15 protein-coding genes are annotated in these 17,745 nt (G+C 44.0%); 8 read left to right on the forward strand and 7 right to left on the reverse strand.

Annotated features, from left to right (window positions below; all coding sequences use genetic code 11):
- Positions 1–124 precede the first annotated feature (124 nt).
- Complete coding sequence (locus MSG38_RS21650; RefSeq protein ID WP_029405474.1) at positions 125–766, reverse strand: outer membrane beta-barrel protein; 642 nt, start codon at positions 764–766, stop codon at positions 125–127.
- A gap of 150 nt (positions 767–916) precedes the next feature.
- Here MSG38_RS21650 and MSG38_RS21655 point away from each other — a divergent pair, with 150 nt between their 5' ends.
- Both MSG38_RS21655 and MSG38_RS21660 read left to right on the forward strand, forming a co-directional pair.
- A complete protein-coding gene (locus MSG38_RS21655; protein WP_048609207.1) occupies positions 917–2,806 on the forward strand; it encodes a DUF294 nucleotidyltransferase-like domain-containing protein in 1,890 nt (629 codons plus the stop codon).
- 5 nt (positions 2,807–2,811) lie between these two features.
- Positions 2,812–3,528 (forward strand): 3'-5' exonuclease, encoded by a 717-nt coding sequence (locus tag MSG38_RS21660; RefSeq protein ID WP_248337639.1) that lies wholly within the window; start codon positions 2,812–2,814, stop codon positions 3,526–3,528.
- 77 nt (positions 3,529–3,605) lie between these two features.
- On the opposite strand, the gene MSG38_RS21665 is transcribed toward MSG38_RS21660, so the two are convergent.
- Positions 3,606–4,298 (reverse strand): MOSC domain-containing protein, encoded by a 693-nt coding sequence (locus MSG38_RS21665; RefSeq protein WP_248402583.1) that lies wholly within the window; start codon positions 4,296–4,298, stop codon positions 3,606–3,608.
- A 151-nt stretch (positions 4,299–4,449) separates the two neighbouring features.
- Between MSG38_RS21665 and MSG38_RS21670 the strand changes: the two genes are divergently transcribed.
- Positions 4,450–5,265, forward strand: a complete 816-nt coding sequence (locus MSG38_RS21670; RefSeq protein WP_248402584.1) for a helix-turn-helix transcriptional regulator — start codon at positions 4,450–4,452, stop codon at positions 5,263–5,265.
- Between the two features lie 25 nt (positions 5,266–5,290).
- Here the strand turns inward: MSG38_RS21670 and MSG38_RS21675 are convergent, their stop codons facing one another.
- The 4 genes from MSG38_RS21675 to MSG38_RS21690 form a co-directional block, all read right to left on the reverse strand.
- Positions 5,291–7,180: a GGDEF domain-containing protein gene (locus MSG38_RS21675; RefSeq protein WP_248402628.1), complete on the reverse strand. Its 1,890-nt coding sequence runs from the start codon at positions 7,178–7,180 to the stop codon at positions 5,291–5,293.
- Between the two features lie 20 nt (positions 7,181–7,200).
- Positions 7,201–8,325 (reverse strand): extracellular solute-binding protein, encoded by a 1,125-nt coding sequence (locus MSG38_RS21680; protein WP_248402629.1) that lies wholly within the window; start codon positions 8,323–8,325, stop codon positions 7,201–7,203.
- 375 nt (positions 8,326–8,700) lie between these two features.
- A complete protein-coding gene (gene serC / locus MSG38_RS21685; protein WP_086970254.1) occupies positions 8,701–9,795 on the reverse strand; it encodes a 3-phosphoserine/phosphohydroxythreonine transaminase in 1,095 nt (364 codons plus the stop codon).
- Positions 9,796–9,958: 163 nt separating this feature from the next.
- Positions 9,959–11,221 carry a DUF945 family protein gene (locus MSG38_RS21690; protein ID WP_050643193.1) on the reverse strand — a complete coding sequence of 421 codons (1,263 nt, stop codon included), beginning with the start codon at positions 11,219–11,221 and terminating at the stop codon, positions 9,959–9,961.
- Positions 11,222–11,404: 183 nt separating this feature from the next.
- On the opposite strand from MSG38_RS21690, the gene MSG38_RS21695 reads away from it, so the two are divergent.
- The 3 genes from MSG38_RS21695 (at position 11,405) to MSG38_RS21705 (ending at position 14,668) form a co-directional block, all read left to right on the forward strand.
- Positions 11,405–13,348 carry an ATP-binding protein gene (locus MSG38_RS21695; RefSeq protein WP_248402585.1) on the forward strand — a complete coding sequence of 648 codons (1,944 nt, stop codon included), beginning with the start codon at positions 11,405–11,407 and terminating at the stop codon, positions 13,346–13,348.
- Positions 13,341–13,838: a response regulator gene (locus tag MSG38_RS21700; RefSeq protein WP_017071960.1), complete on the forward strand. Its 498-nt coding sequence runs from the start codon at positions 13,341–13,343 to the stop codon at positions 13,836–13,838. Before MSG38_RS21695 ends, MSG38_RS21700 begins: the two co-directional genes overlap by 8 nt.
- 287 nt (positions 13,839–14,125) lie before the next feature.
- A complete protein-coding gene (locus MSG38_RS21705; RefSeq protein ID WP_048609214.1) occupies positions 14,126–14,668 on the forward strand; it encodes a hypothetical protein in 543 nt (180 codons plus the stop codon).
- 150 nt (positions 14,669–14,818) lie between these two features.
- On the opposite strand, the gene MSG38_RS21710 is transcribed toward MSG38_RS21705, so the two are convergent.
- Positions 14,819–15,400: a TfoX/Sxy family DNA transformation protein gene (locus MSG38_RS21710; protein ID WP_017060401.1), complete on the reverse strand. Its 582-nt coding sequence runs from the start codon at positions 15,398–15,400 to the stop codon at positions 14,819–14,821.
- 358 nt (positions 15,401–15,758) lie between these two features.
- On the opposite strand from MSG38_RS21710, the gene MSG38_RS21715 reads away from it, so the two are divergent.
- Both MSG38_RS21715 and MSG38_RS21720 read left to right on the forward strand, forming a co-directional pair.
- On the forward strand, positions 15,759–16,679 hold the full coding sequence (locus MSG38_RS21715) for an HDOD domain-containing protein (RefSeq protein WP_052878172.1): 921 nt from the start codon (positions 15,759–15,761) through the stop codon (positions 16,677–16,679).
- Between the two features lie 54 nt (positions 16,680–16,733).
- Positions 16,734–17,639 carry a lysine exporter LysO family protein gene (locus tag MSG38_RS21720; RefSeq protein ID WP_061039215.1) on the forward strand — a complete coding sequence of 302 codons (906 nt, stop codon included), beginning with the start codon at positions 16,734–16,736 and terminating at the stop codon, positions 17,637–17,639.
- The last annotated feature ends 106 nt before the right edge of the window (positions 17,640–17,745 follow it).

The raw sequence follows: 17,745 nt of genomic DNA on the forward strand, positions 1-17,745 counted from the left end.
ATTTTAGCTCACGGCTATATTTGGACATAAAAAGACCCCCAATAATTGGTGTCCAACTATTGGGGGTCAGTTCATTAAGCTGGCTTTTTTGTGTCTCGACTTTCAGGTTTAGATACTTTGTAAGTTAATACTCTAAGAAAAACTCCACGCCCAACTCATTGGTTCGTTCGCTACGAATTTTACCTTCACCATCTCGATGTTGATATGACCCACCAATCGCAAACTTATTGGTCACTAGATAACGTAAACCTAAGTGATAGATCTCTTCATCAAACAGGTCACTTCGGTTCACTTGCACACTGCCATTGGCAATCCAACGTTTCGCAAATCCATAGTTAAGCTCAGCTTTTACCCCTTGGATGAACTCGGTGTCTGAAGATTCAGTTCGGTTGGTGTCATTATCTTCAACCTTACCTTTCGTGATACCAAGCAGGTAGTAAGCCACTATATCTAAATCTTTCTTAATGCTGTAACGGTAACCAACACCTGGCATCAGCGTATCAATTCGAGTTGTGGTGTCATCAGGGTGAATAAAGCGTGCGCTGTAATCGCCCAGCAACAACCAATCATCCGTCATCGCGTAACTGACGCCTAATCCATACGACGAGGCATTGTTATTACTGCCTGCATCTTCATTTAAACTGCCCGAATGCGCCGTGGCATAAATATGGTCGTAATCTAAAATATCCACCGCGTTAGTGTCCGCCCACAAACTTGGAGAAAACATAAAAACCGCAGATACAAAACTAAGCTTCCACTTCGACATTCCTATCATCCTTAAACTGTCACTCCATTAATTGAAAGGTTAGTCTATCCATAAGACTTTAAAAAGGTTTTAGCTCACAGATTGATTTGTGACGGCAAAATATTATCAAATGTTGTACCATGAAATCATACAAACCAATGGATGATCATTATGGATGCTGAGTTATTAGAGATTCAAAACTTTCTGGCACAATACCCCCCTTTCACAGAACTCCCTGAGGAGATGTTGGCGAAAGTGACCAGTAGCGTGGAAATTTCTTATTACCGCCAAGATACCCCTATCATTCACTTTGGTGATCAAATTCATGACTTATACATCGTTCGAAGTGGCGAAGTCGAAGTCTACCGCCGTAAAGGCGAACTCTATAACCGCCTGGATGAAGGCCACTTGTTCGGTCAAATGGGCCTACTGACCAACAACAAGGTGCGTTTCCCTGTTAAAGCGACCGAAGATACCCTGCTCTACTGTATTCCTGAGCCTATCTTTCAAGAGCTCTACGACAACTACGACTCCTTTGCCGATTTCGTAGAAGTAGAAGATAACGCGCGACTGCGCCAAGCCAACTCCGACAGCAACGACGCTAACGACCTAACAACATCCAAGGTTAAAACGCTGCTGACCAGCGAAGCGCCAATGATCGAAAAAACGCGCACCATTCAGCAAGCTGCGACCATGATGGCACAGGATAATGTTTCCTCTTTGCTGATCATCGACCCAGATATCGTTGAAGATGATGAAGATGACTCAACACCCGTGATTGGCATCATCACCGACCGAGATTTATGTACGCGTGTCCTCGCCGAAGGTCTCGACCCATCGGATGAAGTATCCAGCGTGATGACACCCGAGGTTATCTCACTCGACCACAACGCCTATGTATACGAAGCCATGATGACCATGCTTCGCTACAACGTGCACCATTTGCCAGTACTTAAAGATAAGAAGCCGATTGGCATTATCGAAGCGACCGATATTGTTCGTTACGAATCTCAAAACTCACTGCTATTGGTAAGTAGTATCTTCCAGCAACAAAGTATTGAAGACCTGAAGGTACTATCCGAGCAAGTGAAAGACAGCTTTGTGCGCTTAGTTAACGAAGATGCGAATGCCCACATGGTGGGTACTGCAATGTCGGTAATTGGCCGTAGCTTTAAGCAACGTATTATCGAACTGGGCGAAGAGAAATTGGGCAAGGCGCCTATTCCTTACTGTTTCCTCGCACTCGGCTCTATGGGGCGTGATGAGCAGCTGCTGGTTACAGACCAAGATAACGCAATCATTCTTGATGATACCTACGATGAGAAAAAGCACGGTAAATACTTTGAGGAGCTGTCGACCTTCATTTGTGATGGCTTAGATCAGTGTGGCTATGTGTACTGTACTGGCGACATCATGGCGACTAACCCAACATGGCGTATGACTCGTCGACAATGGGAAGAGTGCTTTGCCGATTGGATTGATGATCCAAACCCGAAAGCCCTATTGAATGCTTCAATCTTCTTTGACTTAGATGGCGTTTATGGTCGTCTGAAATGGGCTGAACAATTGAACAGCTTTATTGTTCGACGCGCACGTAAGAACAACCGCTTCTTGGCGTGTCTTGCACGTAACGCACTCAACCGCACACCGCCGCTTGGCTTCTTCAAAGATTTCGTGATGGAGAAAGATGGCCGCCACAACAACTCAATCAATCTTAAGCGTCGTGGTACTGCGCCACTGGCCGATTTGATTCGTGTTCACTCGCTGGCGGTAGCCTCTCGCTCTAAGAACTCGTTCGAACGTTTAGATGACATTATCGACGCTGGTATTCTGCCGAAAGGCCGAGCTCAAGATTTGAAAGATGCGATGGAGTTTATCTCTCTGGTTCGTATTCGCCACCAAGCACACGATGTCGACAACAACATCGAGCCTGATAACAACATCGAACCAGAGAACCTGTCTGACTTCGAACGACGTAACCTAAAGGATGCATTCCAAATATTAAGTAATGCGCAAAACTTCCTTAAGTTCCGTTATCAAGCCAGCAACAAGTTTAAGTAGGGCCTATGAACAAACTATTCAGATCACCTGCGGTCGATTGGCCATTTAAGTTTGCTCAGAAGCTAGAACGAGCGAGAGACGAGCGCTTAAAGCACTTTTATAGCCAGCCTCTTCCTGCGCCTGATACGCCACTTTCAGAAGTGATGTTCTTGGCTGTCGACTTTGAAACGACGGGGTTAAACCCAAACAAAGACGGCATCATTACCATTGGTTTAGTGCCATTTACGCTCAATCGCATCTACTTGCGACAAGCCAAACACTGGACGCTGAGACCAAAACAGAAGTTAGAAGAAGAGTCTGTCGTGATTCATGGCATCACGCACAATGACATCATTGATGCGCCAGACCTTAGCGAAGTGTTGGGGGAGATCTTAGAATCAATGGCGGGACATATCCCAGTGGTTCACTATCGTCGTATCGAACGTGACTTCTTGGATAATGCATTGAAAGTGCGACTCGGTGAAGGCATTGAGTTCCCAGTCCTCGACACGCTGGAGATTGAATCTCAGATCCAAAATAAACTGGCTGGCGGCTTGTGGAATAAGCTGAAAGGTAAGAAGCCAGCTTCAGTGAGACTGGGGCAAAGTCGTCGTCGCTACCACCTGCCCGATTACACGCCGCATCATGCATTAACTGACGCTATTGCGACCGCTGAGCTTCTCCAAGCGCAGATCGCTCATCACTTTGACGCTGATATGCCTTTGAAGAGTTTCTGGCTCTAGCTAGCGTTGAATGGAACGTACACATTTAAAGCCCACTACTTCCCATAAGTGGGCTTTGTCATTTTTATCGTCTAGGTTTATTCGGCAGTTGGCCCGACTAAGCGCATTTCCCAATCTTCAACTTCGCCCGTTTCGAGACGACGCTCAACCAGTTTCCCCCAAGACTCGACCAAAGGAAGTTCAGCCATCTTGCTCAGTTCTTCTCTATCTAGGCTTCCGGTAAAGACAGCGCCCATAATGCGCGCGAGCGACCAATCAGGGTATGGTCTTTCACACAAAGTAATCTCATCACCTGCGCCAATAACGCCCTCTTCCAATACACGGAAGTACCAACCAGTTCGAAGTGTGTCTTGCAGTCTTCTCGCCATATCGTTTTGATCGAATCGCACATTAAGCTTCCAACAAGGCATGCGCCCTTGCGAAACTTCCAGCAATGTTGAACCAATCCGAATCTTGTCGTTTAAACAAATAGACGCTTCAGTCACTCCGCTTGAGCTTAGGTTCTCGCCAAATGCGCCTGCAGATTGGAAGATGATTTTGTCGCCTAAGTCTTTTTCCCAAACTGGGTAATGTTCGCTTGGGTAAATATGAAGGGCTTTTTGAATGCCACCATGAAAACGAGGGTCACCTTGTTCGTCATTGGTAAAACCAAGCTCTGTGGCGTGTTGACGTTCCGACAAAACCTGTTTATTGATGGCACTCTGTGTACCGTGAGCAAAGGCAACGGTTTTCCCTACCAATACGCTGTTGATTACACCTAACTTCTTCATATCCCTTCCTTATTAATGGAAACTTTCTTACTGAAAACATACTTGCTGAACTGTATGAGGTAAGACGGCATCACACTCGACTTCATTCACTATGCCGAGCATGATAGCCTAACAAGCCAATGTCAGAGTAGAGATGTAAGGACAATTAACAATGCCAACCCGCCAAATAGATTCTCACTCCGATGTCATGACTTCCAACGAGATGATGGCTGCCAACCCAAGCTCACCAGCGCTAGTAAAGACCATCGACATGCCTAAAGGTTTCATCGATGCAATGCACCAACATACTTGGCATCAAGTGATCTTTCCAATCAGAGGTTTATTGCAAACTAAGACTGATCACTACCAGCATCTTGTCCCGCACACTTCTGCGCTGTTGGTACCTGCGGGTATTCAACATGAATCCATCGCATTGAGCCATACGACGTTTGTCGGCATCTACCTTAACCCTGCCTTTGGCAGTGAATATGAGCCTGAAGTGCGAACCATTACCCTCACGCCATTTCTAAATGAACTATTGCAAGAGATCCGAAGGCAGTGCGAAGGATTGGTGAGTGATGATGAGGTATCGCGTTTGCTCGCGGTTCTGCACGACCAAATAATGAAAGATAATGTGCAAACCTTTCAATTATTGCTACCCGAAGACAGGCGCTTGAAGCTGATATTCGAAGCGCTGACAGACTCACCAATATTAGATTATTCGCTAAAAGATTGGGGAGAAAAAGTCGGCGCATCGGAGCGAACGTTATCGCGCTTGTTCTCAAAAGAGTTCAACACGTCATTTCAGTTGTGGAGACAACAAATCAGACTGATTTATTCGTTATCTTTGCTTGATGAAGAGCTCTCGATCCAACGTATTGCTGACCAAGTTGGCTATCAAAACGACTCTTCGTACATCAAAGCGTTTAAAGCATATTTTAATCTCACGCCGCAGCAGTTCCGCTCTAATGGGCGGCGAAAGTCGTGATAGCTATTTGTCAGCTTGATTAGCGTTATTTCCCCACCACAGACAACGTTTGGTAATAACGACGCTTTTGCTGATACATATTCTCATCAGCGACTGAGAACAGTTGCTCAACGTCTGTTGAATCACTAGAGGCTGCACCAATCGAGAATCTGACAGGAATAGCGATACCGGTTTTGGTCTCGATTGTCTGTTGCTCCTGAGCAATGTACAACTGCTCAGCCATCTCTGCGACATTGAGCGAATTCGACTCACCAGACGTTAAGGTAAGCACCGCAAATTCATCTCCACCCAAACGATATAGATTACTGGCAGGTGTCAATTCGTGGCTGATTACGTCTACGCAGCGCTGTATCAGCTCATCCCCGACTTCATGCCCATGAACATCATTGGTCGTTTTCAAACCATTGATATCAATAATGATCATAGAAATCTGATTTTGATTGTCGTTAATGCTGCGTTTACTGAATTCGAGATCTTCATTAAAAGCTTTACGATTCAAACAGCCAGTTGGCATGTTGATGCGCGTAATATTTTCGAGCTCTAGCCAACCGGCTAACTGTTTTTGGTACATGTCAAAAATCAGCAGGTCTTCTTCACTGAGTAGAGCAAATGAGCTCGAACAAAAATACCCAATTGCCGTCCCCTGCGAGTCACAGAGTATCAGGTCAGCCTCGCTAGTTCGGTTAAAATGAAACTGGGTCGAATGTTGAGCAAGTAATGTCTTTAACTCTTGATCGACCATTTGAGGAATCAACCGATATTCAGCCGCCTGTCTCGATGACGCAAACTGCACGATCTTCAAAATACGATGCTTCTGGGATTCTTCACGCGCAAGCGAATACGTTAACTTGCTGGTTTTCTCTTCAACTAAGTCCTCTAGCTGTACATTAAATCTTTCGAGTTTATCGTTGCTTTCGGTCAGTTCACGGACTTGGTATTGTATGCGACCCCACATGGTTTCCAATAAACGACTCAGTGTGACGAACTCAGTAAAACGATGTTCATCCACACTATGAGTCGGTGATTGGTTATGCGAATACGACTTAACAGATTCAGCCAACAGGTTTAACTGCCCTGAGAACCAGCGGCTTAGGAACAGAGCAAACACAATCGCGATGGCAAGCGTCGCCACCAATATTCTGACAAAGACCACCTGAGCTTGTTGCATCTCTAATAAGCGCGCACTGTCGGAAATATGATGTTTGACGTTCAGTACCAACTTGTCGGTAAAGAATTTACTGTCGATAGATATAATGTTCGCACTTTGTTCAGAAGACTGAGCATCCGTTGAATCAACATAGTTAAACTCAACCGACTCATTTTGATAAAGGAAAGGCGTCACTTTAGTGTTAAGTCTGTCATACCCCATAAGAACCACAAGATAACCCTGCGGCGTGTATGTAGAACCTTCAATCAAACGATAAGGTAAAATCGGCGCGACAAAAGCAATACCGGCAGTGGCATTATCCGCCACTTCCGTTTCGGTAAACTCGGTGTGGAACAATTTCCCTTGCCCATAAACCGATTGAGGACGCTTCAAGCTTTCTAATAACTGGCTCTGTTCAAAATGGTACAAGCTGCCTTTGCTGTCATAAATGGGCTTCCAGTTTTGGTCCAGAATATAAGTCGCGGACACACTCTCCGCTAGCGCATTGAAGCTATCCATCTTGTCCCAAACCACACTCGAGAAAAAGATATTACCACCCGCTTTAATGAGTGATCGGTCTTGCGAATACCATTGGGTTAGGCTCGCCGTCAGCTTAATTTGCTCTTGTACAGTTTGACGAATACCGGTCGTAGAGTTGTCCAGCTTGGTTTCTTTTTGCTCTAAAGAACTTTGGTTTTGTTTATTGAGAATCAACTGTCCCGCTAGGTAAACAGGGAGCATTGAGCAAGCCAGCAACACCAAGCCCATGGTGTATTTTAATGATAGCTTCAATCTCTTACCCTCATATTCGCCGAGTAATATTGAACAAAATCATTGTAAAACTTATGCAGTTCACTCTTTGGCATCCCTGACTTGTAACGCTGATACGCCCGAGCCGATGCCTCCCAAACGATCGCCATCTTGTAGTCACTCGACATCATTTGCGACGCTTGAAACTCATCGTACATATTTGAAAATGTCTGGTTACCTTCCTCAACACGACGTTGATTAACCTCATAAAACGGCGAAACCATGGCACTCGAGTGAGCTAAATAGGTAAAACTGTTTGATTGCAGGTATTGAACGACTTCTTTCAAAGCCAATTTCTTATCGGGGTTTTGCATGCCTTTTTCCGTGACAGCAAAAACCTTCGCACCACTAAATGAAGACATACTTTCACCACGGTAGGTCGGCAACGAATTGATGTACAAATCTCGACCAAAAGCGGCATCGAGTTCGCTGAACGCCCAGTCGCCGTCAATTAAAAACTCGACTTCCCCATTGATGAACCTCTGCCTCGCGCAAATATCACTGCACGATGATTCGATGACTTTTTTCTGCTGCAACATGTCGATGAAATCAAAGATAGCAACTAACCCTTCACCATTAACATTCTTCGACGATAATAAGTCTTCAGAAAAAAGCTGATAGAAAGCTAGATAGAAGTACATGTTTGGATTGGGAAAAAGCACGCTCACTTGATCGGACTGAGCAGAGCGTTCAATGAGACTTTCCCATGTCACGACTTGCGCTTGAGGTTTACTCGAATACAGAACGACCTGGTTTCCAATACCAACCGGTAACGCCTTAAGCTCACCGTTGATGACCACCGCGTCGAGCGCTTTTTTCTCATAGCGTTGGGTATCGACCCAAGCATCAGGAAGTGTCGCTAAATCGATATATTCAGTTAGACCTAAGAAGTCAGAAGGAACCCAAATGGCGTCGGGAAAGGTATTGTCTCGAGGATCAGCGACAAGAAGTTCAGAACGAATACTGTTGACGTCAAACGAACGAATTTCTACACGATGATCAGTCATCGCTTCGATATGTTCTTTTACATAATCGGCCGTTTCATAATTAATACCAGCCCATATTTCAAGTGTGGACGAACAAGCAACGGCCGGAAATAGCATCGCAAATAGACTCAATAACCTCACACTTGGTTCCTTGTGGTAAAAATTAGACGTTGGATTTTAATCGCCCATCAATAAACCGGGCGATGCGGCTTATCGCTCGCAGCTCATGATTAGAGATTCAGTTTTGGGCGACACGTTATATAGTAAAAACTGTCTAAAAAACAGTTGGTACTCTCGCTTTAAGAGAAAGGTCTGCTCATTCCGATACATCCGTCATATCTCTGGATGACTGTTCTTACAATAAATCAACATACCATACCCTTTATTATTAACGACAAAAAAAATGCCGCAAAAGCGGCATCTATCTCGTTCGGTGCATTCGACACAATAAAAATCAAATAAGCAATTTATCAGTCAAAGCCCTATCATCGATTAAGCGTATTTCTCTTCGAAATTTTTCATGAAGCTAACCAGCGCTTGAACGCCTTCCAGAGACATTGCGTTGTAAAGTGAAGCTCTCATTCCACCTACTGCTCTATGGCCTTTCAGTGATTTCAGACCTGCAGCATCTGCCAATTCTAGGAACTTGCCATCTAACTCAGGTTTCGCCAGTTGGAACGGCACGTTCATTCTAGAACGGTTTGCAGTGTGAACATCGTTTTTGTAGAAAGCTGAGCTATCGATTGCATCGTAAAGCAGCGCTGCTTTCTCTTTGTTCACCAACTCCATCGCCTCAACGCCACCTTGAGCTTTCAGCCACTTGAACACAAGGCCTGATAGGTACCAAGCGTACGTTGGTGGTGTGTTGAACATTGAGTCTTTTTCAGCAAGCACTTTGTAGTTCAGAATACTCGGCAACACGTCGTTTGCGAGTTCGAGTAGATCATCACGTACGATTGCAATGCAGATACCCGCTGGGCCAATATTCTTTTGTGCGCCCGCGTAGATAACACCGTACTGAGACACATCAATCTTACGAGACAGAATGTTAGATGACATATCTGCTACGATTGGCTTATCCGTTTGAGGAAGTTCGCTGATTTCAATACCGTCGATGGTTTCGTTTGGACAGAAATGTACATACGCCGCTTCCGGGTCAATTTTCCAATCTTTAGCTGGAACAACCGCTGCTTTGCCATCAATTGACGTCTTCGCGTTGAATACATCGATTTCGCAATATTTGCTCGCTTCAGTCACTGCGCTTTCTGCCCAGTAACCCGCATCGATGTAAGTCGCTTTGGTCGCGTCACCTAAAAGGTTTAGAGGAACAGCAGCGAATTGAGCACGAGCGCCCCCCTGACAGAAAAGAACTTTGTAGTTGTCTGGGATGTTCAGAAGATCACGTAGGTCCTGTTCGGACTCGTCAGCAACTTGAATAAATTCCTTGCTGCGATGGCTGATTTCCATCACGGAAGTCCCTAAACCATTCCAATCAATAAAGTCCGCTTGCGCTTGTTTCATTACCGGTTTAGGCAGTGCAGCTGGGCCAGCACTGAAGTTGAATACGTTATCTAATGTAAGTTCCATGGGGATGATTGCTCCTGCTAAATAATAACTATGCAAGTAATACCATGTTTTACCCAACATAAAAACAACAAAAGAGGTCTTAAGACCTCTTTTGTTTTGTACCGTATAAAATGTTTAAGCTTAACCTGCTAAATCACCCTATCAGTATTCAAGCCTGCTCTGTTTATTGAACAAAAACCGGCATAAGTAGAGCGATTAATGGAATTTCTTGTCCATTTTCGAACACTAGGTTTCCATTTTCTAGGTCAGCGCTGATTTCATAACCACTGTCCGTTTCCTTGATCATTTCCATCACAAGCAATTCATCGATGCCTTCACGGATGAATGGGTATTCTTCAACAAGCTCATTTGAGAAGCTAGAGTGAATGTTACCCGTTAATGCAGGCATGATCATCGAAGGGTTGCTGCTGATGTTTTCTGTCCCTTCAGGTACGCTCACCAACCACTTAGATTCGAACTGCCCTTTACCTAGCTCTAGTGACATGTTGTTCATTGAAAGGTCGAAACCTTTAGCAAACAGGATATCGATAAATGGAATGATCTCTGCAACGTCTTCTTGCGTCATCACAGGATTAGATTGGTAAATCTCAAAGATTTTCTCAAACGACTCGCTATCCAACTTCGACATTTCAAAATCGACGTTTAGGTTGTTCAACTGGCCTTCATTGGTCTCGATGTTTGCGATATCCAGCTTAAGGTTGCTGCGCAGACGCTTAGTAGCTTCATCTAGATGTGATTCAAAATCGTACTTAGAGTTTTCAATGGTCATGAAAGGCTGCATTGCAGAGTCTGAAACCAAGAAGCTATCGATAGTAAAATTCTGAGTACCCAACCAGTAGCCTTTCGCTTGTTGGCCTGAACCCACACCTTTCAGATTAGACAGCGTTACCTCTTCACCGGTTTCAAAATCAATTTGAACTGAAGGGATTGAAAGCTCGTAATCAACTTGGCCTAAAACAGTCGCATGGCCAGAAAGATTCGATTTAGTGATCGATACCGACGTACCATTCTCATCAGAACCTTGATGATTGAACTGGCTTAACTCGAAGTTAAAGTCAGTGTTGCCGTTTAGCTCAGTGCTAGTCGTCAGAGTTAGAGGCAGAATATCGGTATTCTCAAACGTCGACAGTGCATTTAGGCTCACCAAACCGTGGCTAACCGCACTATTGATGACAAACTCACTCGGCAGCCCATCAATCGCAAGTTGCTCTTTCAGGTTTTCATCCGTCACAGTTAGACGAGTGGTGACGTTGGAAGACAGGTAACCTCTATCGTATTCCACGATCTCAGCTTGAATGCTTGAATTGTTAAGCTTTGCAACGCCATCAGTAATCGCATTTTGTCCAATTTGGCCAACCGCTAGTGGCCAACAAAGTGCCAATGAGATTGCGCCGCCAATTGCACCAATTTTTCTTAACTGTTCCATGAGTTCTCTTTCTACACGTGTCTGTTTTTTTTAGTCTAACCCATCAGTAGCAAACAAGAAACATTGAGTTAAATCAGTCTATTGCTCGATACTTCGATTGCCTCAATAAATTAACGGCTAGCTCTCATCCTTATTCGGCGGTTCTTGCTAGGCTAAAGACGTCGCTACTATTAAGGTTGAGCTGTGAATCAATACGCTGTTATCTGTTTGGACAATAATCCGGTTAGCATTGAAAGAATACGTTCGGAGCTGGCTCCGTTGGCTTCTGTATTCGATATTTATACTGCCGAGAACATAGAAGACGCACATCATGCATTAGAAGATATTCATGATCACAACCAAACCGTTGCCTTGGTGATCACTCATCATCATTCTGAATTTAATGGCGTGCAATTCCTGATTGAACTTGAACAGCTGCCCCATAGTAATACCGCAAGAACGATATTAGTCAGCGCTTCGTCAGACATTCAATCCATTCTGACCGCTGTGAATGAAGGCAGGCTCAACCACTGTTTAACCAAACCGGTTCAAGATCAGGTTCTGTTCAAATCAGCGCAAAAAGAGCTGACCTCTTTTGTTATCCAATACGACTCAGAAAACCTGCTCTCTTACAGTGATGCATTAGATCAACAGCGCTTACTCAGAGCGCACATTGAACAAAAGATTCACTCTTTCCAATCGGGGTTCATTCACGACTACCACCAGCTTTCTGATAATGCCCTTGCAGAGCGTGTCGTCAGTGCCTTACAAGATGTGTTTTCAAAAGATGACAAAACCAAGGCCATTCGTGATTATTCGCCCGAACATCTGCTCACTGTGGAAGGCGAAGACAATCGCTTTTTATGGCTGATCATTGAGGGTGAAGCGGCTCTATATAAGAAAGATGAACTTGGGCAACAGCGGGAAGTGGTACGTCACTCCAAGGGCAACATTGTCGGCGGGATGTCATTTGTGACAGGCGAGCCTTCGTTTTCTACCGCGATCACCCTAACGCAGACTCGCGTTATCAAACTGGATAAAGATAGCTTTGCTCAGGTGATGCACTCGAACAATACCCTGCTGCCTTTATTTACCAATCTATTGCTCCGTCATTTCAATCGACGCTTGCAACGCAGCATCACCAATAAGATCAAACTGCAGCAAACATTAGAATCATTAGAATCTGCACATCAACAACTGATCGAAAAAGAGAAAATGGCGATGCTCGGACAGCTTGTCGCGGGAGTCGCACATGAGCTGAATAACCCGATTGCAGCCATATTGAGAAGCATCGAAACTCTGTCAGACCACCTCGACCAGATATTGGCAAACCTATCTGTTCCAGAGTCCAATAAAGGGACTGACGTACTGGCACATTCAAAGTTAGCTAAGCCACTATCAACAGCCCAAGAAAGACAGCTCGTAAAGCATCTTACGTCGACTATTGATGACCGTGCTTTAGCAAAAAAAGCCGTGAGACTAAACCTAAGCCAAGACTCTACGGTTTTAGACACATTAAAAGCGTCCCCTGTCGCAGGCAAAGAGCTACTCAATGACTTAGAGCATTACCACTATGTTGGAAACTCTATCCGCTCAATTCAAGTGTGCAGCAAGCGTATTGCCGATATGGTCAAAAGCCTAAAAAGCTATGCTAGAGAAGATGAAGAAGTTCGCCACTACACAGATATCCACGAAGGGCTTGAAGATACCTTAGTGATCTTTGAAAACAGGCTTAAACACCACCAACTCGAAAAGCATTACGATACCGACTTACCGCCTTTATTGTGCCAGTCGCTCTCGCTGCAACAAGTGTGGACCAACCTTATCTCCAATGCGCTCGATGCCCTAACTGAACGAGGAAAAGTGTCCATTACTACCTCTCAACAGATAAAAGGCGACGACACGTTTCTTGTGGTTCAAATCTCGGATACTGGTCACGGCATTGCCAAAGAAGACATCAACACCATTTTCAACCCAAACTTCACCACCAAAAAAGAAGGCAACTTTGGTTTAGGGATTGGGTTGTCCATTTCTCAACAAATCGTTTCGGCTCATCAAGGGTTTATTTTGGTGGAGTCAGAGGTAGGCAGCCATACAAACATGCAAGTGTGGCTTCCATTCAAACAAGAAGGAGCACCTCATGAATAAGTACCTAATTTTATGTGTCGATGATGAACCTGAAGTTCTCAATAGTGTCCTTCAGGACTTGGCGATATTTGAAGAGAACTTTCTGGTTGAAGGTGCTGAGTCGGTCGATGAAGCCAAGCAAGTCATCAAAGAAATGGGACAAGATGGTATTAAGCTCGCGTTAATCTTGTGCGACCACATCATGCCAGAAAAGACCGGCATTGATTTTCTGATCGAACTCAACCAACACGACGCGACTAAACCAACGCGTAAGCTGTTGCTCACCGGGCAAGCTGGGCTAGAAGATACCGTCACGGCCATTAACAACGCAGCACTTGATTTCTATATTTCAAAACCTTGGCAAGGCGACCAACTGAGAGACACGATTACTCAACAATTGACTGACTATGTCATTGCCAACGACAAGCAATTGCTTAACTGGACTTCGATCTTAGATACCGAGCGCATACTGACTTCAATGGCGGATAAACGCACCAGTTTTGGTGAATAGCACTGATTGGTTAATGGATACTGAGAAAAGCGGCATCCGATATAAGAAGCGCCCGAACACATACAAATTTTGGATAATTCGCTCGTCTATTTTTCTCATTCGCCCTAAAACATGAGATCTCCGTTACATACTGATCCTTAATTTGCTTGTTTTTTAACTAAATGAGTAAGGTTTTACATTTTAAAGGATTACTTTTCCGTGAGTTAGATTAAACTGTCTCAATGTTTATGGTTTGCCGATTTGTCTCAAACCAAAGGAATTAACACTAATATAGGTTTACGGTCGTTATGCGCAAAATTCTACTTACTACCGCTATGCTATTGGCTTCTGGTCAAGCACTAGCTGTTGATGAACAACCACAGGTAATGAGCAACTTTAACTATGATTACTTTGAAGCACGCATCGGTGCTAGCCCAGTAACATTTGGTGGTGCGTTCAGTAAGTCAATTCACCCGAACGCTCACGCTATAGCACGTATCGATTCAGAATTTGAAGGCGATTACGACTCAGCTGTAGGTCTTGGTTTCCATGCTCCATTAAACAACTGGGCAGACCTAACTGGTGAAATGCTAGCTCGTATCGTTCAGCCTGAGAACTCAAGCTCTACTGATATCGGTATGGAAATCAACGTTGGTGTTCGCCAATGGCTTGGTCCACAGCTAGAAGTTGGTGGTAAAGGTGGTTACGTTTCTATCGATGACAACGATGATTGGACAGGTTCTGTTTACGCGCGTTTCCACTCTACAGAGCTTTTCTCTCTAGGCGCTGAAGCTCGTATTAACGACTTCTACGGTGACCAACTTATGTTCACTGCTCGCTTCAAGTACTAATACTTAAAGCCAAACTAGCTCTTAATGAGCACTTAGCCTTTTGATACTTAGTCTTTTAAGAAATCCGGCTAAGACAGAAACAAAAAAACCGAGGACATTCCTCGGTTTTTATTTATTAACAGTAATCTTAAGCATATAAGGCAAACTTCTTTAGTGGCAGCTCTTTAGTAGTTGCTGCTTGCGTGGCTCTTGTAATAGTTTCCAGTGAATACCATCAATTGCACCCGCAAATTTCCAAAGTAGTTTAAGGTCAACATCGTTTCCGTACGCTTCGCGAACCTTATTAAACACTTCAGGCGCGCCCAACTGCATAAACATTGAAACATCATCCACACCCGCTTTTTTAACCATGCGCTCTAACGTAAGCTGCATGTTTGGTAGATCTCTTAATCTACGGCTAGCTGATGATTTCTTGAAGCTACGCTGCTGAATTGAATTATCGATTGAAGTACGAATAATACTATCCAATTCAGGATGTTCACAGGTAAACAGATCCGTAATGTCGTAATAGTTTACGGTTGCTGTTGTCTGCTTTTTTACATGACGATACTTTTCACAATCAAGATCGGTCAGTTTTTTATCTAATGATTTTCCACCTCTAATGAATAAACAACCTTCACTCAATAAAGCGAACATAGCGTCATTTTGAAAGAGGCCAATACCTCCGAACATAGAACGTTTTTGATGCTCACCAAATTGATTCACGTAATTAATAAATGCTGTCTCGGTCATATCCGTTGATCCTTAATCAAATTACCCCGATTAGGTTGATCACCAGACAAGCAGCTTGTTATGCGAAAAATTATAAATCTATTTTGTTATTCTATAGGTGAATATTATGGTTTCGTTTTTCACCTTTAAATAAATCATACTTCGAAAAGAAAAATAAGTCTGGACTTAGTTCACATCAATCAATTGAGTATTCTGGTTTTTCATGATTGACGTCACAGTAAACTATCAAACCATGCTTGAATTTGGACACCTAGTGATACACCGGTTCAAATTATTAAAGGTTATGTGGACGGATGAGTATTGCCTCGCAGCATCGCGGCTTGTAAAATGGCAAGACATACATGTTTTTACTTTTTATATGAATCATTTATCGTTTTTCTGGCTACCTCAAAATAAGGCTCTTCTCTTAAAGGGTCTAGAATCAGAGTTTGCCCAACTTGTTGGACATTCTATCTCAGCGGGAAAAATAACACTTCCTCCTATCCCTAACGTTGTACTGAAGATTCAATCGCTTTGTACCCTTGAATCAACCGGGATTGCTGAAGTTGCCGAGTGCTTACTCGAAGACCCAGGCCTCGCTGCTATTGTCATTCGTGTGGCTAACTCTGTCGTCTTTAACCGACGCAATATTACTTGTGTTGATATTATGACGGCTGTGTCGCGCCTTGGCATATTAAGAGTACGTGACATCGTGACGGCTCAGGCTATTGAGCAACTCAAACACTCAGTCAACCTCAGTAAAGAGTGTAATAAGTTATTGGTTCAGAGCGCATCTGTATCAAAAGAGCTAGGCGCCACTATGGTACTGGTGACCAACGGCTTCAAAGAGCTCTCCCCTATTGAATACCGTTACCTTGAACATGAAAAATCACTGCTTGTTGGATTACTGGCTGACATTGGTTTGTTCTGTTTGGTTAGCGAATACCACCTCTACCTCGAAAATGGCAATTACCTAGATCACGACATCGCTCTACAAATCTTCCAAGGCCAATGTTCTGCTACCAGTAAATTGGTGCTTAACCGTTGGGGCTTTGACAGCGACTTTATTGATGTGTGCAGCAATACCATCAATAACCACGAACAGCGTGAAGTGTCTTACTTGGATATTGCTCGAATCGCTAACCACCTGCTGATGTTCAGAAACAAGGATGAGAACATCGATGATCACGAAGTTGAACTTAACGTGACTGGTGCAGAGGTGCTTTATAAATTAAGCAACTTGAGCAAGCATGATTTTAATGCAAAGCTAAGCGACGTGATCAATACTAGCGGCTTCTAAGTCACTGTTAAATTACAAGTAAGTGTAATATGAAGTAAATGCAATGGGGAAAGCATGTTTACAGGGATGATCTTTATATTTGCGCCACTCGTCGTGGGGTATCTTTTTGCAATTTCGAACGCTCAGACATTAGAATTTATCAACCGCTCAACATCGCGGTTGATCTACGTGATTCTGGCGTTAATGGGACTAAGCTTAGCCGCCCTCGATAACCTAGGCAGTAATCTGCAGACAATCCTTCTATATACCGTCACTTTCTTTGTCTGCTTAAGCGTATGTAACCTAATGGCATTGCCCGCTATTGATAAGTTATTGCCACTCAAAACCGACAGTAGCAAGAAGAAGCTTCCCCTCTCTTCGATGGCGATGGAATCTGCCAAACTTATCTTAGTGGTGGGTTCAGGGCTAATCGCTGGCTTAGTGCTGCCTATTAGCCTTGATTGGGTTGATACCGCAAGCGAATGGATTCTGTTTGTTCTTCTATTCTTTATCGGCATTCAACTGCGTAATAGCGGACTCACACTTCGTCAGATCTTACTCAACAAGCACGGCATGGTTATCGCAATCACGATTATCATCACCTCAATGTTAGGTGGTGTCATCGCGGCTTACATCCTAGATATCCCTCTGTTCAAAGCCTTGGCGATGTCTTCTGGATTTGGTTGGTATTCTCTGGCTGGTATCTTAATGGGTGACGCCTTTGGCCCTGTCTATGGCGGCGCTTCTTTCATGCTTGAGCTGTTAAGAGAGTTAGTTGCCTTGGTACTGATTCCAGTGCTGATTCGCAGCTACCCATGCACTTCCATTGGTTATGCTGGTGCGACTGCGATGGACTTCACCTTACCGGTCATTCAAACAACAGGCGGCGTTCGATGTGTGCCTATCGCTATCGTCAGTGGCTTTATCCTCAGCTTGCTTGTTCCGATATTGATGTTGTTCTTTGTATCTCTTGCTAACTAGATCGCAGGAATAGCGTTTGTTTTAGATTAGAATGCAACTCGAATACCAATGCCCAAGACACCGATACAGTTACCGAAATAAAAAGACACTAAGTGTCATTGCTCAA

The organism is Vibrio sp. 1CM24A (genome assembly GCF_023161725.1).
Taxonomy (GTDB): Bacteria; Pseudomonadota; Gammaproteobacteria; order Enterobacterales; family Vibrionaceae; genus Vibrio; species Vibrio coralliirubri.